Genomic DNA, 22,371 nt, shown 5'->3' on the forward strand with positions numbered 1-22,371 from the left:
TATGAAAAAAGATGACGTACCTCAAGATAATAGTAAAAGCTACCAAGGCCAAAACAAGTTACTTTACGCTGTAGATGATAGCGGTCATTATCAAGGGGTTAAATCATCTGGTTGGGAAATCGAAAGTTTTGCAACCCAGTTAGCTGTTGATGATTTAAATGAACAAACCGCGCAAGCTCTTGAGCAAGCATTGCGCGGTGAAATTTCACCACTGGCATATCATATGCTAGCAAGGCGCTTTGATATTGCGACCCTTGCTGGCGCCAGTGGTTTTTTCCAATGGCAAATCAAACGCCATTTACGCCCCGCAATTTTTGCCAAATTGTCTGATAAAAACATAAACCGCTATTGCGATACGCTAAAAATTAGCCGTGACGCCTTACTTTCATTGCCTTCACAATAACGAACTCTTCATGCCTGACATTATTTTACCGATTAACCACCAGCAATCATCACATTGTGAAACTGGTGTTGTAGCCACTCTTTTACAAAGTAAAGGCATTGATATGAGCGAGCCAATGGCTTTTGGCCTCGCTTCGGCCCTCACTTTTGCTTATTTACCTTTTGTAAAAATAAGTGGTATGCCGCTTATTGCTTATCGCATGCCACCAAAAACAATCATAAAAAAGGTATGTAAAAAACTAAATATTGACCTTGAAACACGAAAATTTTCAAACCCAGATGTAGGAATGCAAGTACTCGATGACGAACTTGCCAAAGGTAACTTAGTTGGCCTGCAGAGTTCTGTTTATTGGTTGCCCTATTTCCCTGAAGATATGCGTTTTCATTTTAATGCGCATAACTTAGTGGTATACGGTAAAAATGAACAAGGTGAATACTTGATCAGCGATCCTGTATTTGAACACCCTGTCACCTGCGCTGCAGAGGATTTAAAAAATGCCCGTTTTGCCAAGGGGGCTTTGGCAGCCAAAGGACTCATGTATGTGATCCGCAGCACGCCAACTCACACACAGCTTGAACACGTTATTAAACCAGCCATTAAAAAAACCGCAAAAATGATGAACGGCTTAGTATTGCCTTATTTTGGTCTAAAAGGCATTCGTCATATGGCGAAACAAATTCGTCAGTTAGATAAAAAGCCACCTAAATATGCCCGCCTTTATCTAGCTCACATTGTGCGTATGCAAGAAGAGATAGGCACCGGTGGTGCTGGATTTAGATTTATGTATGCGAGCTTTTTAGAGCAAGCCGCACAGCTCACTCAAACCCCTGCTCTTAATCAATGCGCTGAACACACAACATTAGTAGGTGACTTATGGCGAGAGTTCGCTATGGATGCCGTTAAATATTGTAAAAAACGGGGTGACATCAGCTTAGACGATATAGCCAATAAGCTCGAACAAGTCGCTGAGCAAGAAGCTAAGCTGAGTAAATTACTCATTGGAGCAGTAGCCTAAAACAAAAAAGTCACCCAAGGGTGACTTTTTAAGCTCAGTAATAGACTGTTTTAGCCTATCACTAAATCCTTAGTAACTAATGGTACCGCGATATCACCAACAAAATCGTCAACTGATAATGCATTTATAAGAGTAACGCCCTGCGTTTGTTGCTCGTCATTAAGTGGTACATACGGTAATCTAAATACAGGTTTAACCGCCCCTGTCATCATCAATGCCGTATTAATCGCTATTGGGTTTGGCTCACAGAATAACCAGTCGATCAAAGGCTGTAATGATTGATTTAAATTGTCGTTTTGGGTATCCATTAATTCTCGGAACAAACCAGGGATCAAATTAGAAGTTACTGAAATAACGCCATGTGCACCAAACTTATGGCGAGCGTCATGTGCTTCATCATCATTACCAGACCAACATGCAATACCTTGCTGTTCATAATGGCTAACACGCTCATTACCACCACACTCTTTTACACCAATAAAGTTTTCGTGTTGAGCTAAAGGCTCCATAATGTCAGGCGTTAAATCTTGCCCTGTGCGACCGGCTACGTTATAAATAAACGCAGGTCCAATCGCTAATACACGTTTAAAATGCTCTTTTACGCCAGCCAGTGATGTACGCCCGTAATAAGGGTTAATTTGCAATGCAGCATCCATACCACTTGCAAAGCCATATTCAGTGGCTTTAACTGCCTCACGGGTATTATTGCTGCCTGTATTGCCCACTATAATCAACTTACCTGAGTACTTATTAACGCTGTGTGCAATCAGCATTAAATGCTCTTCCCAGTTCATTAACTGGCCTTCGCCCGTTGTGCCACCAACAACAATGCCATCAACACCGGCAGCTATTTGCTGTTCAACTAAAAAATCGTACGTGGCTAAATCAATTTCACCAGTACGAAGATACGGCGTTTTAATTGCTGTAATAAGACTTGCTTGCTTAATTTGTTCTAGGGAGCGCATAAAAAAATATTCTTAAAAAAACTTGCCGTATTTGTATCATAAAAGCGGGCATTTTCCGAGTATTGGGGCACTAATTTATTAAATAACTTGTGTTATTCAGGTGCATAGGCCAAAATAAACAACTGTATAAATAGACAGTATATTTTATTTTTTAACCTTGAGTGCACTTTTATGCGTTTATCACGATTTTTAGCAACCCACTTTTACCATAGCGAAGAGCTTTGTCATGCTTTAGCTATCGATGAAGACACTCTTGCCAATTGGCAACAAAATGGGTTATTCCCAAAACCTAGTTATTGTATAAAAAATCAGCTTAGTTGCAGTTCCTATTCAGGGTTATATGAATGTGAAGAATATGACGATTATTACCCACGAGGTTGTGTTAATTGGGGGCAAGGTTTAGCAAAACAAAAAATAGAATCATCTAGCCATGCTTTTAATTATTTTGCACAACAGTACACAGCAAGCTTAACTAAATTAGCGCAACAAGGATTTGAGTTTAATGAAGAGTTGTTTGGCTGTGAACTTGAAGAACATTTGCAGCAAGTATGGCAACAGTTTTTATGTAGTAAATACGGCGTATTAACACAAAACGGATTAATTGACGAAATGGCCGCCGTCGATATAGGCCGGCTAATCGTAGACGACATAACTGAGCTGCGCACTAAAGCAAACCTAACACAAGATGAGCGCATAAAACTACACCCTGCATTAAAGTTACTTAACCGTGCCCTGAGTCACGGCGCTGATCACGAAAAGCAACAAACACTGCGCACACGGTATATAGATGCCTTGGTACTTAAATATGATTTATCAGTCAAGTAACGATTAACACTGACGACAATCAAATCAAACACCGCATAAATGCTATATGAGGCTCATTCGAGTACAGTATTTTCAAACAAGGTATTAATTGAATAGCTAAGTATGTAATAATCTCAATACATCAGGGAGTTATACCTATTGCATTAAATTAGTGAGCCGTTATTAAATAACGCAGTTTATGAGTTATTTAATTCACTAGCATGATCATTATTTTAATAAAATGGATATTAGTAGCGCTGTTTAACTTAAAAGCGGCCTACTTTAATGTGGGTTAGTGTTTATTTATGGCTTTTTTAATTACGATTTTTCTTAGTTCTTTTTTACTCTTTCAAATTCAGCCAATCTTAGCAAAAATGGCATTACCAATTTTTGGTGGAGGAGCGGCAATTTGGACAGCTTGCATGCTGTTTTTCCAGCTTTTCCTGCTTTTAGGTTATCTATATTCACACTGTTTAACTCGGTTATCTAAATTAAATCATCAAGTGAGCATTCACTGTACTTTAATTGCCCTTAGTTTACTTTCGTTACCCATTACTTCATTTACAAAAAGCACAATTTTTGAATGGCAAACCCCACAGCTTGAGATCATATTTTCATTATTGCTTAGTATTGGGTTTCCCTATTTTTTATTGTCAGCGACAGCGCCATTAATTCAAAAATGGTATAGCACAATAGAAATTAATAAAGAGCCGTATCGACTATATTCATTGTCTAACTTAGCGTCATTATTAGCACTGTTATCATACCCATTTGTTATTGAGCCAATATTTAATACAACATTACAAGCAAACATATGGTCGACCTTGTACACCTTATTTGCAGTATTTATGCTTTTAAGTGGGTATCGGCTTTACAATACACAGACTACTAACAGTGAAAATACAGCTGAAAATACCGCCGTCGAAAAACCAATTAAGGTAAGTAGAATACTGTTATGGTTGTTGCTATCTGCTACGAGTGTGACAGTGATGGTCTCAACAACTAACGCAATGACTATCAATATACCGCCAACGCCTTTTCTATGGATACTTCCCCTGTGTATTTATTTGCTTAGTTATATAATTTGTTTTAATACCGAAAAATGGTATGTACGTAAGTACTGGTTAACCTTATTTTGTGGTTGTTCAATCGCGTCATTATTGATGTTTTTTATTGGCACACAATTTAATATTATTACTCAAATTGTTATTTATACTTTAATTTTATTCTCTGCTTGTATGCTATGCCATGGTGAGTTATTTAGCCTAAAACCAAAAAAGCACGCGCTTACTTGGTTTTACTTAATTATGGCGCTAGGTGGAGTTGTAGGCAGCGCATTCACCTCCATTATTGCTGAGTATTTGTTTACTCAATACTACGAGTTTCTCATTGCAATCGTACTTGTTTATCTGCTTTTTTGTTGGTCTGTTTATTCACAGCAAAATACGGCTTCATTAAGTAAGCAACTAAAAAAGCACAATATGCACCTTATGCTAATGGCTGCGATTGCTTTGACCTTATTTGGTGGATACTTTTTAAAACTCAATAACCTGTATAACCAAGAAGATATATATACGAGCCGTAATTTTTACGGCACATTAACGGTTAAAGATTTTACAAACACTGAGCAGCCAGTACGCATGCTGTTTGATGGCTCTACATCACATGGCACACAGTTATTATCAACAGATAACACAATCCCTACTAGTTATTACCGCGAGAATACCGGTGTATCATTAGCATTACAGCACTTCAAAAATGAAACTACAAAAGTTGGCATTATAGGGCTAGGCACGGGCACACTAGCAAGCTACGGAAATGCGGGTGATGAATATGTATTTTACGAATTAAACCCGCATGTTGAGATTGCAGCAAATCGCTATTTTAGTTACTTATCAGCCTCCAAAGCAGATGTCTCTGTGCGCTTGGGCGATGCGAGGATCACATTACAAAAAGAACTTAGACAACAAGGTAGCCAGCGATACCAGGTTTTAATCGTTGATGCATTTTCCAGTGACTCTATTCCAGTTCACTTACTGACCTTAGAGGCCTTTGAACTGTATTGGCAGCACTTAGAGAACGACGGTTTACTGGTGCTGCATATTTCTAATAACCACCTTGATTTATTACCATTAGTAGCCACCTTATCTGAAAAAACGGGCATGCAAATGCAGCATTTTTATTCCGCCTCCGATGATGAAAATGAACATACGGCAGAATGGGTAGTGGTTACCAATAACCAAGACTTTTATCTTGATAATTCGATTAAAAAACGCGCCACTTATTTTAGTTTGAATAAAGAGCAGCGTATTTTATGGACTGACTCATATTCTAATCTTATTTCTATCATTAAGTTTTAGGTAAAGAATATGTAGCCGCTATAAGCCTAAGTTTAGCACCACAGTGGGTTCATATATTATTTAGGTCATGTTTAGTGCTTGCTGCTCTGCTCAAGGCGTGGGATCATATTTAGAGAATTTACATATTTGATACAACAATTCTAAAAGCGCTATGCATAATATAATAAGACCACGGATCAAAACATATGAGCTATTTACTACCTGCATTACTTTACTAGCTGACATTTTCGGTTCACTTCGAACTACCATATGAATATGCTCTTCTGGTATTTCTAACTCAATTATATCAATGTCATAGTCGTTGACCAATCTTTTTAATAATTGCTTTCACCTCTGTTCTATAAGGCTCTGAGAACACTTTATGTCGATATTGAGGTATCCTCACTAAATGGCACATGATCCTAAAAGCGTGATGCGTATTTCTTTGGAGCTCTATGTAGAGAGACCAAAGACTCCAAACCAATAATGGATTGGTTTGAAATAAAGTCTTGGGATATTCCATCAAGACCATTTGTTACAATGATCAAAACCGTAACATATCTAGGCCGTGTTGACCTTTCGTGATTGATTTTTCAGCAGTCTATTTAGTATTTAGGCAAGGCAGCGCCTATTGTGTGTGGTTGTTCCCCATAAATAGGCGATAACGCAGTATAAATTCTAAACATGTGCTGTCTAAAGGGTTCTTCCTAGGGGCGATTAACTCTTTGTTGCCTACATGGATGTAGGTAAGGGGTGTGAGCAGGACGCGGAAGCTTTGCTCGGTTTTTACTTAGCCCGCTAGGTTAAAAACCTCGCGCCGCGATTAAATCGCCCCTAGGTTGAACAAATATCAATCCACAAAGGTCAACACGCCCTAATAATAGTATAAAATTAAATCGTTATTAACTTTGCCCGAATCCTCAATCCAACTTTCAAACTGCACCTTTTGGTCAACGGAAATGTCACAACTATTAATGTTTTTCAGTGCCTTACTGAAGTCCTTTCGCTCTAAGGAAAAAACTACTGGAAAGTCATCGGGTAAGCCAATTTTAATTTTCCCTTCCCGGTCAATCTTATACATCTTGAATTCATCATAATCGTAAAATACGTCGACAGCGTCACTCGGATACCAACTATTATTATTTAATTTCACCCCAAATACTTGAATAATACGCTCGATCACATACCAATGCTTAGTGCAATTTTCGGCTATTTGAGGGGTACCTCCATTTAAAAACAAGCTCAATATATCCTCAGCGGGAAGCCAGCCATCTTCTATTTCAAATTGGTCATCTAGGCCAGCCAATGATGACTTAAGTATTCCAAACATTACTTCATATGAACCTTTTTTTGCATTTTTAGGTCCTAGAATGCTTGAAAGAAGGTCAAGATCCATTCTAAAAGGAATCACTCCATATCCCATAAATATTCCCTATAATCACTAGTTAGTTGTTTATAATAACAAAGTTAAAAAAAATTGGCATCCCCTTAAATAAAACTCAGTCGAGCAAAGAACTTAACCACCCACTCTTACTCATTACTGACATCTAAAGCAAAAAACAAGATAGCCACTCTAATTGTCGCATAGAAATGATCGGCGTACACAGCGAGAAATACAGTGATAGTATTTTGTATCAACCAAACTTATTTGACGATTTTTACAATTACCATACACCACCTGTTTGTTTTTCATACTAATTAAAAGCTAGTGAAAATATAACCTTTAGAATGGGTGTCATCGTTGTTTGTCGTTACCATTGCCATACATCACTCTGTTTGCTTTTCACACTAATTTAAAATAAGTAAAAAATATGAAGAATACAAACTTTAGGATGGATGTTACCTTTGATCCTTTCTCCAATATCTATTGTGATACCCCGCTTTTTTCTAAAGACAAACAAGTCAAATATTTAGACAATTCTTCAGTTTGAGTATAGGTGCCTTTTTAACTCAGTTGCTTAGACATAAGTTGTGGCGACTACTTGACTATGCGCACGTCACCAAGTATCGTAATAGGAACAATTTCCATTTGCATTAAATGAAAGGAAGTATATAAGTGGGACTAAATACAGAAGCATACATGGCAAATAATCTAAACAACAACGAATCAATCTCCTGCTTTAAAAAGCGACATAAGCATTACTCTCTAGCATTAGCTGTTGCCGCAGCATTCTCAGGGCAAGCATTTGCAACTCAAGAAATTACAGAGAAAAAAAACGAGAATCAAAACATCGAAGTCATTGAGGTCAAGGCCTCAATATTTAGTAGCCAAAACCCTACTCCAATCCCTCTGACAGCCAAAGAGTTGCCACAGTCTGTTAGTAGTATCTCACGTGAGTTAATGGATTTAAGTGGTATTACCGATATTAACGACGTTATGCTGAATGTTCCTGGTGTTAATGTCACTCAATATGATAGCCAACGACCACTTTATTTCGCCCGAGGTTTTCAAATCACCGACTTCCAAGTCGATGGAATTCCTACTTTTAGTGGTTCAACTAATCAAGAGTACGATACGTCATTATATCAACAAATCGAAGTGATCCGCGGTGCCAATGGATTACTCAGCGGTGTTGGTTCACCTTCCGCCACTGTAAATATGATACGTAAACGTCCAAAACGAGAGTTCGACGCTTCAGTATCCGCTGGCATTGGTTCATGGGATAGACGCCGTGGTGTTGCCGATGTTTCAATCCCACTAACTAAAGATGGTAGTGTTCGAAGCCGATTAGTCGTCGCTTACCAAGATTCTGATAGTTATCTAAACCGATACCAAGAAAACAAAATAGCCATGATGGGCATTGTTGAAGCCGAGATATCTCACAATACAACTGTATCGCTAGGTTACCAAAATCAAGATAATAATCCTGAGGGAACCACATGGGGCACTATCCCAATCTTCGCCAGTGATGGTAAGGAGGCAAAACTACCTGTGACCTCAAGCTACGCCCCAAAATGGACAAAGTGGCAACGTGAGTCAGCAACTGTATTTGCTGATATTGAACATCATTTCAACGACTACTGGAAACTACGAGGAGCATTAAACCACACTAAGGGTGATGTAAATAGTTTACGAGTTTATGCTTCTGGTTTCCCCGACCGAAAAACTGGCGAAGGCTTAATATTACGAGGCGCTGTTGGCTTTACAGAAGACACTCGGGATAGCTTAGACTTGTACCTCACAGGTAATTACACCTTACTAGATCGTGAACATGACATTATGTTTGGCGCTAACATCAGCCAGACAGAATCGACAAGCTTAGGCTATACCTCACTATCTGGTTGGTCTTACAATGTACCTGATGCATGGGACTTCAATGGCGAGGCACCTTCCCCAAGCTATACAAAAACGGGCGCATACCGAACAAGTGAGACTGATCAATACGGTTTTTATGCAGCCTCGAGGTTTCGGGTAACCGACTTGTTGTCACTGGTCGGCGGGGCGCGTATTAGTTACTGGGAAACTGGAACTGACAACTACGATACTAGCGCGTCCTATGTTAGTACGACTGGTGACTATAAAGTTAGTAACGAGATTACTCCATACGTCGGGATTGTTTATGAACTAACACCATCAACCAGCCTGTACGCTAGCTACACAGATATTTTCACGCCACAAAACAGCAAAGATAAAAACAATAACTTACTTGCGCCAGTGCTGGGAAGTAACTTAGAGGCTGGTATTAAAAGTGAACTTTATGACGGTCAGCTAATGGCAACGTTTGCAGTTTTTAATGCCAAACAAGATAACTACGGTGTACGTGATTTAACGCAACCTGATTACTCACTACCCGATGGTAGCTCAGCTTATAAAGGGGTTGATGGCACAGAAAGTAAAGGGATAGAAATTAGCTTAAGCGGCCATATAACCCCAGACTGGATCGTAAATGCTGGTTATAGTTATGTGGACACAACTCGTAATGAAAATGATCGTATCTGGACTAACCTGCCCGAGCACTCAGCACAGCTTTCAACTCACTATCAGTTCTCTGGTACTTTAGAGCAGCTAAATATTGGCGCAGGCATCAATTGGCAAAGTGAGATCACCGGGTATTCTGTAAACCACCCACTGTTCGTCGAAGGTGTCACTCATCAACAAGATGCTTACATGCTGATTAATCTATATGCCAACTGGCGCTTTAACAAATCGTTGGATGCTACGTTCAGCGCCACGAACGTAACCGATGAGACTTATTGGGCAAATATTGATTTTGCAAATTACGGGGAGCCTCAAAACATAAACTTTACGCTGAAATGGGTATATTAATAATACGATAGCAATCAACGTATTATTAATCGCAATCAAAGACCAATAAAAAGTAAAGGGCTACATAATGATTCTATAGAGTCTATTTGTAGCCCTTATATTATTTAATTTTGGCTCAAATTAAATAAATAGAGACATATGAGCGATTCCCAATCGGCCAGTATAAGAGCACTAAATACGAAGTAGATACCTATTCCAAAACAGCGATTTAATCAAAGAATTTAATATCTTTGGTCACATTAGTACTGTTTGACTGTTGGACTAAAATCAGAAAAACAATAGCTTTGTTATTTAGTCTTGACTTTAGTTAGTCAGCATACGGCTATTAATTGTGATATCACAAGTGTTTAGACAGGTACGGCTTCTATCTATTAAAGTGCTGGAAAACACATATGTCCTACAGTGATTCAACTTATCTAACGATATTGAAAAACAAGGGATCAGCGCAGCTAAAATTTGCGGTGGAAAGTTAATTTTAGCTGTTTGCTGTCCAGCTCAGTGCGTATTATTAGCTGTATGCTGCACCATAACTTATTGCTGCTATTATAAAAAAGAACAGCCATGACAAGTGCTTACCTCGAGTAAATAAAAATGAAACAAGACAGCCATCTAAATTTAACAAACACAACCGTTCCACTAAATTTACTTTTTAGGTTATGAATTTATCTTTTACTACTGCGTTACTTTCATTTCACCCATTAAATGAGCTATTTTTACTTTTAAGCCTAAATTACGCGCATGAAAATGACTGCATAATTGCAGTGTTAACTTTTAACTAAGGACTTTTAACTTTATACCAGCAGATTTCACAGTTACCTATATTCGCTCGTCGTTTAATGTGTAACACAAGACGTAAGTTTACACGCCTTGTGTTATGATTTTAAAACAAACGTTGATCATACAAAGCAATTTTATAACTCATTCTCTGAGCAATAATTTTCATAATGCACTCTATGATTCACTGCTTTGTTATAATTGCTGCTGGCTAAACTTCGCGTATAATACCGGCAACACAAATAATGTTAAAAACGTTGCCGTAAATAAACCACCTACAATCACCGTCGCTAATGGTTTTTGAATTTCAGCCCCAATCCCTGTCGATAACAACATTGGGATCAACCCTAGAGCTGATGTTAATGCCGTCATTAATACTGGGCGTAATCGCGACAATGCACCATTAAATGCAGCCTCGTTTAAGCTATCTCCCGCTTTAACACGGTTATTAATACTTTCGACCATCACGACACCATTAAGTACTGCAACTCCGAACAAGGTTATAAAACCTACAGAGCTTGGGACAGACAAATATTGCCCTGAAATATATAAAGCAACAACGCCACCAATAACAGCTAAAGGTACGTTAACTAAGATCAGTAAAGCTTGGCTGATTGAACCAAAAGCAAAATAAAGCAGTAAAGCAATTAATGCCAAAGAAATAGGCACAACTATTGATAAACGCTGTTGTGCTCGTTGCTGATTTTCAAATTGGCCACCAATATTCACCCCATAACCGGGAGGAAGTTCAACTTGCTGTGCAATAACACTGCGAATATCTTCAACTACCGAGCCCATATCGCGCCCTAGTACATTGGCTTGAATAACTACGCGGCGTTGTACATCATCTCGGCGAACTTGTGGTGGGCCAGATTCAATTTGAACGCTTGCAACATCACCCACTCTGACGATAGCGCCACTAGGTGATGACAAGCGTAAATCTTCTATTGATTCTGGCGAATCACGAAATTGCTTAGCAATCCGTACATAAATATCATAGCGTTCATTAGCATTGATAATTTGTCCTGCCGATGTGCCACCAATCCCCTGCTGCACGATCGACATTAAATCGCCTACAGATAATCCATAACGAGACAACGCTTGGCGGTTTGGTTTGATCACTAACTGCGCTTCACCTGCAATTTGTTCCATTGCCACATCTTTTGCACCAGCAACACCTTTTACCGCTTGTTCTATTTCTTGCCCTTTCGTCACGAGCACATCTAAATCGGCCCCAAATAGCTTGATCGCTAATTGCGCTTTAACACCAGATAGTAGCTCATCAACACGGGTTGCAATTGGCTGTGAGAAGTTAAAGAGTAAACCTGGGAACTGCTCTAATTTTTGCTCCATAAGCACTTGTAATTGCGCACGGTTACTAGCCGATTGCCATTCACTCACCGGTTTTAAGCCAAGATAAATTTCTATATTGTTTACAGGCTCCGGATCACCTCCCACTTCAGGGCGACCCACTCGGCTTAAGGCATACTCAACTTCAGAAAACTCTAACAGTATTGCTTCAAGCTTTGGAGCAACCATAAGTGCAGTTTCAAGACTGGCTGAAGGCGCAAGCGTAACGCGTAAGTTGATAGTGCCTTCTTCTAATTCAGGCACAAACTCAGTCCCTAATTGTGGTATCAACACGGCTGCAATGACAACTAACCCAGTCGCAGCACATATAACTGTTTTACGAGCACTCATCGCCCAACGTAAGCTTACTTTATAAGCGTTATCTAATGGCTCAAGTATTACACTACGCCTAACGGTCACGCCTTTAGAAAATAAATACACAGCCATAGCAGGAACGATAACAAGCGCGACTATTACAGCTGCAATAATTGCTAACATAATGCTTATCGCCATTGGCTGGAATAACTTAGCCTCCACCCCTTCAAAGCTAAACAGTGGCATAAAAACAACTAAGATAATTAATGCCGCAAAAAATACCGGTCTTGCAACTTCTTTAGCAGCTAGCGTGATCAAATCGGCAGCTGAGTGCTGCGTTTGCGTATCGTCAGCATGCTTAGTTAAATGGCGAAAAATATTTTCAACCATAACCACAGAGCCATCCACCAGCATACCGATTGCCACTGCAATGCCACCTAGTGACATTAAATTCGCAGATAAGCCTAACCACGCCATAACGCACAATGCCATTCCAATTGAAATAGGGATCGACAGTAACACCAACAGAGTCGCGCGAAGGTTCATCAAAAACAACGCCAACACCACAACAATAAAAATGAATGCGAGTAACAGTGCATCAACTACTGTATCAACCGCTTTGGTGATCAAATCAGCTTGGTCGTATAATGGTTCAAACGTCACCCCTTCTGGTAATGCCTGATTAATCAACTCAATACGCGAACTTATCCCATCAATTGTTTGTTTGGTATTTGCACCAATACGTTTTAATACAACCCCCGTTACAACTTCACCTAATGATTGAATATTTCCTTGAGCATCTTTTTTACTCATTGTTGCAGCACCTTGGCGGATCTCACTGCCTAGCGATACCTGTGCGACATCTGCGATTGTGATCACTTTACCATCAATGGTTTTTAATGGTGTTTGTGCAATTTCTTGCAGCCCTTTGGAGCCTGCATTAAACAACCCTGTACCACGAATAACGAGTTGCTCTTGGCCGCGGTTCATATACCAACCACCCACATTGGTATTATTTTCTTCAAGTGCTGTAACAACTTGCTGCTGCTCTAATTGGTAAGCCAACAACTTATTTGGATTAAGATTTACTTGATATTGACGAACATCACCACCGAACGACAACACTTCAGTCACCCCATCCACCGGTAATATTAGTAACTTTACAATCCAATCGTTTAAGCTTCGCAGCGCCATACTATCAAGGCCTGATTCAGGAGATGCCGCCAATAAGTATTGGTAAACTTGACCAAGTCCAGAAGTATTTGGCCCCATTTCTGGCAAACCTATACCATCAGGGATCAACTCTTTCGCAGCTTGTAAACGCTCGAACACTAATTGACGAGCAAAATAAATATCAACCCCTTCTTTAAATACAACAGTCACACCCGATAAACCCGTTTTAGAAATAGAACGAACTTGCTCTACATCGGGTAATGCATACATTACTGCTTCTATTGGGTACGTTATTAACTGCTCGACTTCAACGGCCGCTAAACCAGGTGCTTCAGTATTTACAGCGACTTGCACATTGGTAACATCAGGAAACGCATCAAGATTTAGTTTTGGGATCACTAATGCGCTCATGGCAATCAACACACACAACGCTAACAATACCAATAATCTGTTAGCGATAGCGCTATCTATTATTTTATTAAACATACTGTTAGCTCCTAATGGTTATGCGGATCAAAGCCGCCTTTAGCTTGCTCTGATGCAACAAAAAATGCCCCTTCAGTCACTACTTTGGTGCCCTCTGCTAACCCTTTAATTTCACGAAAGTCAGCAAACTTTTGGCCTAATTCAACTTCTGTTGAAATAAGCTCACCATCTTCGTCTTGCACAAATACCGCCCAATCACCATCGGGGTTTCTAAGCAGTGCTTGCTCTGGTACAGCTAATACTTTTTGATCCGTTGAGAATGAAAAATACACATCACTGAACATGCCCGGGTGTAATACGTGTTGGCCATTTTGAACACTTAAACGTACAACTCGTGAACGAGTGACTTGATCGATAGTATGAGCTTCTTGGATCACTGTTGCTGGATATGATCGTTGATTAACTTTCACTTTAGCGATTGCTCCCTTAGCAATTTCAATGACTTGATTTGCAGATAATTGCGCTTCTACCCAAAGTAAACTTTCATCCGCTATAAGCATTAACTCAATACCAGCATCAACACGTTGTCCTTGAGAAAAGCTATCACTCAGTATCGCTCCTGATGTACCAGCATATAGCGTATATTCACCAAGTTTTTTTGCAGGAATTGATGCACTTTCTGCTATCGCTTGTTTCGACAAACCAAATGCAACTAATTGGCTGTGAGCCACTTCAAATTCAGCCTTAGCAGTGAGCATACGCTTCTCACTTACGGTGCCTTTGCCCATTTTCTGAACGCGTTGCCATTCTGCTTTTGTTAACCGATAAGTCGTTTGTGCACTGGCAACATCAGCACTAAATAAAGTGACAAGCGGTGCGCCAGCTTTAATATGCTGCCCTAAAGTAGCATGGCGTTTGACCACAATTGAATCGACTCTTGGTGACAGTACATAACTACTATAACCATTTGCTTTGATTTCGCCTGGTGCATAAAGCTGTGACTGATAACTGCGCTTAGTTAAAGTACTCACCCGTACATTGGCTAAGCGCATTTGTGTTGGTGTTAAGCGCACAGCGCCTTCTTGCTCATGTTCTTCACCTTCACTTGGCTCAACCTCACTTTTTTCATGCTCATGACCCGCGGCTTCTTGATGTTCCTCTTCATTCTTATGTTTGGCTTTATCAGGTGCATGCTCATGCATTTCTTTTAATTGTGCTTCACTATGCTTATGACCTAATTTAGTATGATCAACGTCTTCAGGCTCAACAGTTGCTGCCTGAGCAAAACTGCTAAAAATAAACGCAAGGGCAGGAAAAGTTACATTTAAACGTTTCATAGTGCTGTTCCATTTGTAAGAGTACGAGAGAAAGTAGTAATAAATTGACTAAGTTGGCCGCTTTGCGTTAACCAGTTAACGCTCGCTAATTGACTTTGCTGAACAATTTCAATACCCGAAAGTAACCCTGAGCTACGTTGTTGACGCATAGTTAGGTACTGGGCAGTACTAATATCTCCACTACGCCATTGTTGCTCAATCAGTACTAGACTACTGTCTGCATTATTTTGATTAATTGCTTGCCAACGTTTAACACGCTGCGAATATGCTTGCATAACTTCTTTACTGGCTTGTGCTTGAAATGTCATTGCGCGTTGCACTGCGCGATATTCAGCCTCTTTAGACAGAGCTAATGATTCAACAGACTGATATTCATCACTAAAGTCATTGACTATGTTTAATGGCATTGAGAAGTTTAAAGATACAATACTGTCATCACCATTTTTACCGGCTGAAATACCCACTGTAGGTTTGACAGCTCGCTCAGCTTTGAGAACTTGCACTTGCTGGCGTTGCTGTTGCCATTGTAATTTAGCAAGCATCAATTGTGGGTGCAGGTTCACACTATCACTCTCTATATTGAGTTTGAAACCTGCTAATAAACGTTCAGGTGAAAGTGAATTTCCTTCTTTCCAACTAGGTAAAATAGCTTTAACCGCTAATTTAGCATCAGCATAGGCACTCGCTTGCTGAGCCGTTTTATTAAGGATTTCAGACCATGAATATAAAGCTAATTGTTCATCAAGCTGGCCGACTTCACCTGACTCTCGACGCTGTTTAATAATGGCAACTAAACGTTCTAGTTGTAATTCTTGCTCTTGTGCTAGTTCAAAAGCAGCCTTACTACTTCGCCAATTAATTAATGCGGTTAACGCTTGCTCTACAAGTGTAAGGTAAACTAGCTGCATACTTTGTTGTTCAGCTAATAAAGATATCTCCGCGGCTGCTACTTGGGCCTCTTGTTGATCGTTAATATCAAACGTTTGACTAAAACCAATACTGAAATTGTTATCGTCCCCTTCCTTTTCGATACTCGAATCAAAGCTTGGGTTATAAATACCATACTGTGCGGCGCGAACAGCAGCTTCGCCACTGTGTAATTGTTGATAGGCAGCTTGTATTTTTGGATGCTGATTTAGATGGTTCAATAACCAATTTAAATCATTAGATTTCTGGGTCGGACTTGCTAAAACAACAGGCGCAACAAAAATAGCTACACACACGCAGGCAAACCCAAGTGGTTTTTTTAAGTTCATAAATTGTACTCATACTAAAAAAATCGATGACCAACTCGCGTGGTCTGAAAAAATTAACTTAGTAAGTGAACAATTGGAGGACGTAAATCAGGGGTGATTAAACGTGAAATGAATGTGTCTTGCACTGAGGTAATAGCGGCATAGCTTGGTAATAAAGCACTATTTTCCCATACTTGTGAGAACAAAACTGGGATATGACAAACATGGCAGTGCGATTCATCAGCGTTATCAGCAATGGCTTGCTCTAATTGAAAGTGCTCTTCTTGATGTAACTCATGATCATTGTTAGCAATACAATGAGTATCTAACTGTGCTTGTTGATTAAGTAACTGGGCTGCATTTTTAATCACATGATTATAATCAGCCACATCAAAACTATCCAGCAATGGCTGAAGTAGTAAAAAGGCTAATAATAACAACACTGACTGTTTCAAATACATACCCAAAAAAGTAATTAAATATAACCATACCAGAACTTAACCACACTGCAAAGCCAAGATGAGTTTTTTATAATCAAATACGACTTTCAACTGCTAGCTAATTTTCACATGCTATTTTAGTATGAATATCACCAATATTATGAATATCAACAATATTTTAAATAGAGTACTGTTTTGTATGGCACATAATCATGCTCATAATAACGATGATAAAAGTAATCGTCAGCTAAGTGTAGCGGTCTTCATTAACGTGCTACTCACTATTGCCCAAGTTGTTGGAGGGGTTGTCTCAGGTAGTTTATCTTTGATCGCTGATGCACTTCACAACTTAAGCGATGCAGCCGCCATATTCATCGCCTTAGTTGCCCGAAAAATTGGTAATAAACCCGCCAATAATTCATATCACTTTGGCTATATACCCAAACCACCTCAAGATGGCTTGGATATAAACGCGCAGAAATATTAGCAACGCTACTAAACAGCACAACGTTAATTATCATCGGCGGTTTTTTAATAATTAAAGCCATAGAAAATTACTTTAACCCCAGCCCTATCGATGGCTGGATTGTGGTTTGGGTGGCTGCTTAGTTATCAGGATAAATCCACGACCTACAGCAAATCATAACTCTATGGATGTTACTTTGTTGTCGGGATAAATCCACGACCTACAGCAAATCATAACTCTATGGATGTTACTGTGTTGTCGGGATAAATCCACGACCTACGCAAATCATAACTCTATGGATGTTACTGTGTTGTCGGGATAAATCCGCGACCTACAGCAAATCATAACTCTATGGATGTTACTTTGTTGTCGGGATAAATCCACGACCTACAGCAAACCATAACTCTATGGATGTTACTTTGTTGTCGGGATAAATCCACGACCTACAGCAAATCATAACTCTATGGATGTTACTTAGTTGTCGGGGTAAATCCACGACCTATAACAGTAAGCAGCTTTGAAATGTATGCCAATAAAACAGCTAACATAGTAGCCGTGAGAGTGGCGGTTGCTACACTGTAAACTAAGCCTAGTGACACTCCCCAACTATTCACTGCAATTATAACGGCTAAAATAACGCAAGCGTAACCACCGCATCTAAGTGCCAAAACAGTGCGCTTGGTTGGGCGCGATGTATGCTGAAATACCTGACTAAAATGCCGAGGGATTGAAAGGCTTAATAATGCAAAACCAATTAGTTGCAGCAGTATTTGTGCTAAAATCAACATATTTAAAAAACCTCTATTTTATATATTTAAATGCAATCTAAATGGCTATTTTACTCGTGTGTTTTTGTAGTAATACGGCTGAAAAAGCGAAACACGCGGAAAAAAGCAGCATGCTTAAGTCAAAACCAAGCATTAGCCAATCTCCTTTTTGTGCACTTAAAAGCAAGTTGTGCTCTGTAGTTAACATATTACATAGGGGTATAAATGCGTAGAGCGCTGCCGCTACCCACAGCATATTTTGCCAAGCTTTATCTGCAACTCTTAGGGCACAAAAAACCCCACACAATGCAAAAGCGATAAATAAACTGTGCATTTCCCATTCAGCGCGGTCAGGCATTGCTGACGGTAATAAGCGATTACTTAAAAAATAACAGGCTATGGCAATGGGCAAGCCAACAATCACAGCGGCATTGAGTTTATCTATTACGTTAATCAATCTCGTTTGCTGTTTTTTACGCTTATTAACCCAAATAATCATGCCTGTTGCTATCATTCCTGCGCCTAATAGCCCTGATATAAAATACAGCCAGCGTAGGTAAGTACCTGCAAATAGTCCTTCGTGTAAATGTTCTAATATGTCATATACTTGTGCAGCGCTATGAGTTTTACCTATTGATTGCGCTATTTGTACCCGTTCATTAACTATGCGATAGGTGATCAGAGTTGCAAACTCGATCCCTTCATTCGCATCAAGCCATACCTCAAAGCTTGGTTGCGATGTATGTCGATCAATTAACCCTAGATAACTTATAGCTTGATTTTTATAACGTACTTTGGCGTCTTTTAGCGCTGTTTCAAGGGATAAATCAGCTGTATTTAATTCAATAAATTGTTGTTGCTGATCTTCTACTTGAAACAGATCATAAAACTGACGATGTATTTTTTTACCCTCCCCATAGGTTGCATCAATCACGGGCGCAAACGATATGCCCATTAATAAAACAAGCCCGCTGTAAGTGATCATTAAATGAAAAGGTAATGGCAGTACACTAAAAATATTATGTATATCTAACCACGCTCTTAGTCCTTTGCCTGTTCGAAAGGTAAAAAATTCAATAAAAATCTTTTTATGGATGATCACTCCCGTCACTAAAGCTATCAACATAAACAAGGTTGCTAGGCTGGTCACAAGATAGCCAACCATAATGGGCACGTAATGTAAGTTATAATGCAAGCGGTATAAGGTTTCTCCCCCGCTTGTTTCTCGACTCGAAATAGCGTTATTAGTGTAAGGATCAAGGTTTTTTTCGTGCCATTGCCTTGGTATATCTAACTCAGTATTTGCTAACTGTAACCACGAAATGTCGATATGTGGATCACGTATGGATGGGTAACTGATATACCACTGTACTCCATCACCTGCTAACGAGTTTAGTTGCTGTTGTGCCTTATTGAGTATAGTAAAGTCATCTATTGGTGTATTAACAATGGCTATTTCAGGCTTCATCCAGCGATCGATTTCATTCTCGAAATAGCCGGCACTGCCTGTTACAAATATAAAAAATAGTAGCCAGCCAAAGGCAAAGCCCGCCCATGTATGTAACCAACTCATTGATTGCCTAAACCTGGGTTTCATAACACCGCAATCCCATTTAAATGACGAACAAAGCAGTACATTAAAATACAAAGAGCAAATACGCTGATACCTGCGCGCAGGGTTGTTTTAGTGGCAAATACATAAAGTACGGTTACGGTATAGATAATAAAACTCAGCATTAAGGCGCTCACAATGGAGTTTATAATGTCGCCAGGTAAAAGAAGTGCAACGAGTATTGCGCTCAAAGCTGCTAATACATAACCTCCAACCAGGGCAATAAGCACTCGACAAGTTATATTTAAGGCAGCAAGGTGTTTTGTTGTAAGGTTCATATAAAGACCAAAAAAGTATACTCAAGTGACGATAAGATGTAAGTTTAACTTTTCACAGGGGCTTAAAATCTAGGCGTTAATTTGCAACAATACATTGCCTTAATCGCCCTCTTTAATTCCACTTGAAACTTACATCTGAGGTGGCTTGAGTATATAAAGAACTTAAATAGCTACGCTCTTTAAGTTCTAATTACACTAAAATTAAAATTTATATGAAACGCTTAGACGAATATCTCGCCCTCGCTCTTTAATTCCAACAACATTTTCATAACCAGTGATACTTCCATAATCGGCAACACTGCCGTGACTTATGTAAGATTCATCCAATAAATTTTGTACTGATAAATCAAACCTAAGATTATTAAGTGGCTCATAAGTAATGTAGGCATCAACAACGTCGTAGCCTGGTTTATTGATTGTCTCTAGCTGAGTAACCCACTCTAATTCCATTGACCGATAGAATACGTCAATATCATTCAAACTAGCGACATGGTTATAGCTCATACCGAGTTTAATTTGCTCACTCAGATCGTAGTTAAAATTTATGTTAAATGAATCTGCAGCAGAGTTACCTAAGCCACCAAATTCATAAGCTGACATGTCAACACCATCTAACACAACTGTGCTATAACCTGATGGGTCATTTGCATCAGGCCAAACAAATGGGGCATTATTTAATTCAACATTATTGTGGTTATAACTAACGATAACGTCAAAGTCACCCGCTTGATAACCGGCCACCAGCTCAATACCATTTGTTTCTAAATCACCGATATTTTCATAGAAAACACCTTCTCGGCCTTTAAATTTATCAAATACCACACCGTTAATTACGCTTAAATAAGCGGATGCTTCAAATAACCAAGTCCCGTCGTTATAAATTAAACCCAACTCGGTGTTCTCAACATCTTCAGCTGATAGGTTTTCATTATGACTGAGCTCACCCACAGTAAAGGCATCGGCAACTTGTCTGCCACGTAATGCTTGTGCGTAACCCGCCGACAGTTTTAGTGAATCTGTAAAGCTGTATTCAAAGCCAATATTACCGCTAAAGCCATCTTGTTTATCTGTTGAAAAGCTATCAATTGATGTAACCGGCTTGCCATTGGCATCGGTTTCAACAACCCACTTACCCTCTACTTTTATCCAATTAGCTTCAATACCATCGTGATCAAGTTCATAAGCATCGTAACGCGCACCAAAACTCAATATTAATTCGTCGCTAATTTGCCAATGATCTTGCGCGTATACACCTGTTACTGTGCCTTTTTCATCAAAAACACCCCCAAACTCTTCATAAGAGGATGAATGAACTTTATCAACTTTTTGTTCAACTCCATACGTAATTGAATGATCACCTATGTCACTGGTATTACGAATATCAAAGCCGGTGGTTTGTATTGATGCATCCCATGTAAAAAGCTCTCGCTTAAACGATGACTCTGTTTGGTACAAAGTCGTTTCAAGGTTAACAAGGCTGTTTAAATACCAAGCATGGTTTAAAACAAGGGTTTCTCGCTCACCCCATGATTCAAATAATGGATCGCCTTTTAATGGCGCCCAGTTTGTCTGCTTACCAAATTCACCTTCTTCTTTGCGAATTTCATAACTAAGGGTAAGGTCTTGATTATCTGTTAGATCAGCACTAATTTTTATAAAACCTAACTCTTGATCTGATGCTGTACCATAAAGCTCTTCCCCATCGCCATCATCCATGTTATTTCGGCTTACATTAACGTACGACGCTAATACACCAATAGAGTCCGTTACTTTGCCGTATAAAGAAACGCTTTCTTTATGCCCGTCATTTGAGAAATAATTAGCTTTGATCATGCCACCAAATTGCTCACCATTGGCTAGCATGTCGTCAGCATTTTTGGTTTTAAAGCGAATTGCACCGCCCACTGCGCCGGTTCCCGATGTAGCTTCACCGGCGCCCGCTTGCACTTGTACACTGCGAAGTAATTCAGGCTCTATGGCAACACGGCCTATATGATGAAATAAAGTACTCGTTTGTGGCGCGCCATCAACTGTTACATTCACCATTGAGTCTTCCATACCGCGTACAAATATTTTTTGGGCAATGCCTAATGAGCCACCGATAGTAACGGAAGGGGTATGACGAAAAATGTCACCTAAATCATTTGCTTGGTAGTTTTCTAATTCAGTAGGTGTGATCTCTGAATTTGTTGTTGCACCAACAACTGTGATTTTTTCAATCTTTTTGGTTTTTTTCTCGCTAAGAGCTTCCTCAGCATAAACATTAGCGCTACAAAGTGCAGCCAAAATGGCACTGGCAATACTGGTTTTTAAACGTACTTTTCTAGTTGATACAGATGACATGACTTATATCTCAAATAACTGATGAATGCTTAAGTAAGAATTATTACCATTTAAGCGTTGTA

Annotated in this window: 15 protein-coding genes and 1 pseudogene; 6 read left to right on the top strand and 10 right to left on the bottom strand. The window is 39.4% G+C overall.

Annotation, left to right across the window (positions count from 1 at the left end; translation table 11 throughout):
- Nucleotide 1 precedes the first annotated feature (1 nt).
- Nucleotides 2–403, top strand: coding sequence for a hypothetical protein (locus HH219_RS09070; protein WP_054203850.1), 402 nt, complete (start codon nt 2–4; stop codon nt 401–403).
- Between the two features lie 10 nt (nt 404–413).
- Nucleotides 414–1,418: a BtrH N-terminal domain-containing protein gene (locus HH219_RS09075; RefSeq protein WP_169327228.1), complete on the top strand. Its 1,005-nt coding sequence runs from the start codon at nt 414–416 to the stop codon at nt 1,416–1,418.
- 50 nt (nt 1,419–1,468) lie between these two features.
- Here HH219_RS09075 and dapA read toward each other — a convergent pair whose 3' ends face one another.
- Nucleotides 1,469–2,383: a 4-hydroxy-tetrahydrodipicolinate synthase gene (gene dapA, locus HH219_RS09080; protein ID WP_054203852.1), complete on the bottom strand. Its 915-nt coding sequence runs from the start codon at nt 2,381–2,383 to the stop codon at nt 1,469–1,471.
- 171 nt (nt 2,384–2,554) lie between these two features.
- Between dapA and HH219_RS09085 the strand changes: the two genes are divergently transcribed.
- Both HH219_RS09085 and HH219_RS09090 read left to right on the top strand, forming a co-directional pair.
- Complete coding sequence (locus HH219_RS09085) at nt 2,555–3,208, top strand: DUF6058 family natural product biosynthesis protein (protein ID WP_169327229.1); 654 nt, start codon at nt 2,555–2,557, stop codon at nt 3,206–3,208.
- A gap of 284 nt (nt 3,209–3,492) precedes the next feature.
- The gene (locus HH219_RS09090) at nt 3,493–5,547 is read left to right on the top strand and encodes a fused MFS/spermidine synthase (RefSeq protein WP_211842088.1); all 2,055 of its coding nucleotides are present in this window, start codon (nt 3,493–3,495) and stop codon (nt 5,545–5,547) included.
- A gap of 853 nt (nt 5,548–6,400) precedes the next feature.
- Here the strand turns inward: HH219_RS09090 and HH219_RS09100 are convergent.
- Nucleotides 6,401–6,949: a hypothetical protein gene (locus tag HH219_RS09100; RefSeq protein ID WP_169327232.1), complete on the bottom strand. Its 549-nt coding sequence runs from the start codon at nt 6,947–6,949 to the stop codon at nt 6,401–6,403.
- A gap of 657 nt (nt 6,950–7,606) precedes the next feature.
- Here HH219_RS09100 and HH219_RS09105 point away from each other — a divergent pair.
- Nucleotides 7,607–9,793, top strand: coding sequence for a TonB-dependent siderophore receptor (locus HH219_RS09105; protein WP_169327233.1), 2,187 nt, complete (start codon nt 7,607–7,609; stop codon nt 9,791–9,793).
- Nucleotides 9,794–10,762: 969 nt separating this feature from the next.
- Here HH219_RS09105 and HH219_RS09110 read toward each other — a convergent pair.
- From HH219_RS09110 to HH219_RS09125, 4 genes are read right to left on the bottom strand one after another with little or no spacing between them, the layout of a single operon-like run.
- Nucleotides 10,763–13,891, bottom strand: a complete 3,129-nt coding sequence (locus HH219_RS09110; protein ID WP_169327234.1) for a CusA/CzcA family heavy metal efflux RND transporter — start codon at nt 13,889–13,891, stop codon at nt 10,763–10,765.
- A gap of 11 nt (nt 13,892–13,902) precedes the next feature.
- Entirely contained in the window at nt 13,903–15,168 is a 1,266-nt protein-coding gene (locus HH219_RS09115) for an efflux RND transporter periplasmic adaptor subunit (RefSeq protein ID WP_169327235.1), read from the bottom strand.
- The gene (locus HH219_RS09120; RefSeq protein ID WP_169327236.1) at nt 15,165–16,424 is read right to left on the bottom strand and encodes a TolC family protein; all 1,260 of its coding nucleotides are present in this window, start codon (nt 16,422–16,424) and stop codon (nt 15,165–15,167) included. Before HH219_RS09120 ends, HH219_RS09115 begins: the two co-directional genes overlap by 4 nt.
- 53 nt (nt 16,425–16,477) lie before the next feature.
- Entirely contained in the window at nt 16,478–16,858 is a 381-nt protein-coding gene (locus HH219_RS09125) for a hypothetical protein (protein ID WP_169327237.1), read from the bottom strand.
- A 184-nt stretch (nt 16,859–17,042) separates the two neighbouring features.
- On the opposite strand from HH219_RS09125, the pseudogene HH219_RS09130 reads away from it, so the two are divergent.
- Nucleotides 17,043–17,449: pseudogene (locus tag HH219_RS09130) on the top strand (cation diffusion facilitator family transporter); the annotation flags it as partial.
- Between the two features lie 330 nt (nt 17,450–17,779).
- Here the strand turns inward: HH219_RS09130 and HH219_RS09135 are convergent.
- The 4 genes from HH219_RS09135 to HH219_RS09150 form a co-directional block, all read right to left on the bottom strand.
- A complete protein-coding gene (locus tag HH219_RS09135; RefSeq protein ID WP_169327238.1) occupies nt 17,780–18,097 on the bottom strand; it encodes a DUF3325 domain-containing protein in 318 nt (105 codons plus the stop codon).
- A 37-nt stretch (nt 18,098–18,134) separates the two neighbouring features.
- Nucleotides 18,135–19,649 carry a PepSY-associated TM helix domain-containing protein gene (locus HH219_RS09140; RefSeq protein ID WP_169327240.1) on the bottom strand — a complete coding sequence of 505 codons (1,515 nt, stop codon included), beginning with the start codon at nt 19,647–19,649 and terminating at the stop codon, nt 18,135–18,137.
- Between the two features lie 20 nt (nt 19,650–19,669).
- On the bottom strand, nt 19,670–19,966 hold the full coding sequence (locus HH219_RS09145; RefSeq protein ID WP_054203866.1) for a hypothetical protein: 297 nt from the start codon (nt 19,964–19,966) through the stop codon (nt 19,670–19,672).
- A gap of 201 nt (nt 19,967–20,167) precedes the next feature.
- Nucleotides 20,168–22,309, bottom strand: a complete 2,142-nt coding sequence (locus HH219_RS09150) for a TonB-dependent receptor (protein WP_054203867.1) — start codon at nt 22,307–22,309, stop codon at nt 20,168–20,170.
- Nucleotides 22,310–22,371: the final 62 nt, after the last annotated feature.

The organism is Pseudoalteromonas sp. NEC-BIFX-2020_015, from assembly GCF_012952265.1.
In the GTDB taxonomy this organism is placed as follows: Bacteria; Pseudomonadota; Gammaproteobacteria; order Enterobacterales; family Alteromonadaceae; genus Pseudoalteromonas; species Pseudoalteromonas neustonica.

Bases quoted from the DNA above. Each gene is read 5' to 3' on its own strand.
- HH219_RS09090 (WP_211842088.1), top strand. From the start codon at position 3,493: ATGGCTTTTTTAATTACGATTTTTCTTAGTTCTTTTTTACTCTTTCAA.
- HH219_RS09135 (WP_169327238.1), bottom strand. From the start codon at position 18,097: ATGTTGATTTTAGCACAAATACTGCTGCAACTAATTGGTTTTGCATTA.
- HH219_RS09110 (WP_169327234.1), bottom strand. From the start codon at position 13,891: ATGTTTAATAAAATAATAGATAGCGCTATCGCTAACAGATTATTGGTA.
- dapA (WP_054203852.1), bottom strand. From the start codon at position 2,383: ATGCGCTCCCTAGAACAAATTAAGCAAGCAAGTCTTATTACAGCAATT.
- HH219_RS09145 (WP_054203866.1), bottom strand. From the start codon at position 19,966: ATGAACCTTACAACAAAACACCTTGCTGCCTTAAATATAACTTGTCGA.
- HH219_RS09120 (WP_169327236.1), bottom strand. From the start codon at position 16,424: ATGAACTTAAAAAAACCACTTGGGTTTGCCTGCGTGTGTGTAGCTATT.
- HH219_RS09115 (WP_169327235.1), bottom strand. From the start codon at position 15,168: ATGAAACGTTTAAATGTAACTTTTCCTGCCCTTGCGTTTATTTTTAGC.
- HH219_RS09085 (WP_169327229.1), top strand. From the start codon at position 2,555: ATGCGTTTATCACGATTTTTAGCAACCCACTTTTACCATAGCGAAGAG.
- HH219_RS09075 (WP_169327228.1), top strand. From the start codon at position 414: ATGCCTGACATTATTTTACCGATTAACCACCAGCAATCATCACATTGT.
- HH219_RS09150 (WP_054203867.1), bottom strand. From the start codon at position 22,309: ATGTCATCTGTATCAACTAGAAAAGTACGTTTAAAAACCAGTATTGCC.
- HH219_RS09100 (WP_169327232.1), bottom strand. From the start codon at position 6,949: ATGGGATATGGAGTGATTCCTTTTAGAATGGATCTTGACCTTCTTTCA.
- HH219_RS09140 (WP_169327240.1), bottom strand. From the start codon at position 19,649: ATGAGTTGGTTACATACATGGGCGGGCTTTGCCTTTGGCTGGCTACTA.
- HH219_RS09070 (WP_054203850.1), top strand. From the start codon at position 2: ATGAAAAAAGATGACGTACCTCAAGATAATAGTAAAAGCTACCAAGGC.
- HH219_RS09105 (WP_169327233.1), top strand. From the start codon at position 7,607: ATGGCAAATAATCTAAACAACAACGAATCAATCTCCTGCTTTAAAAAG.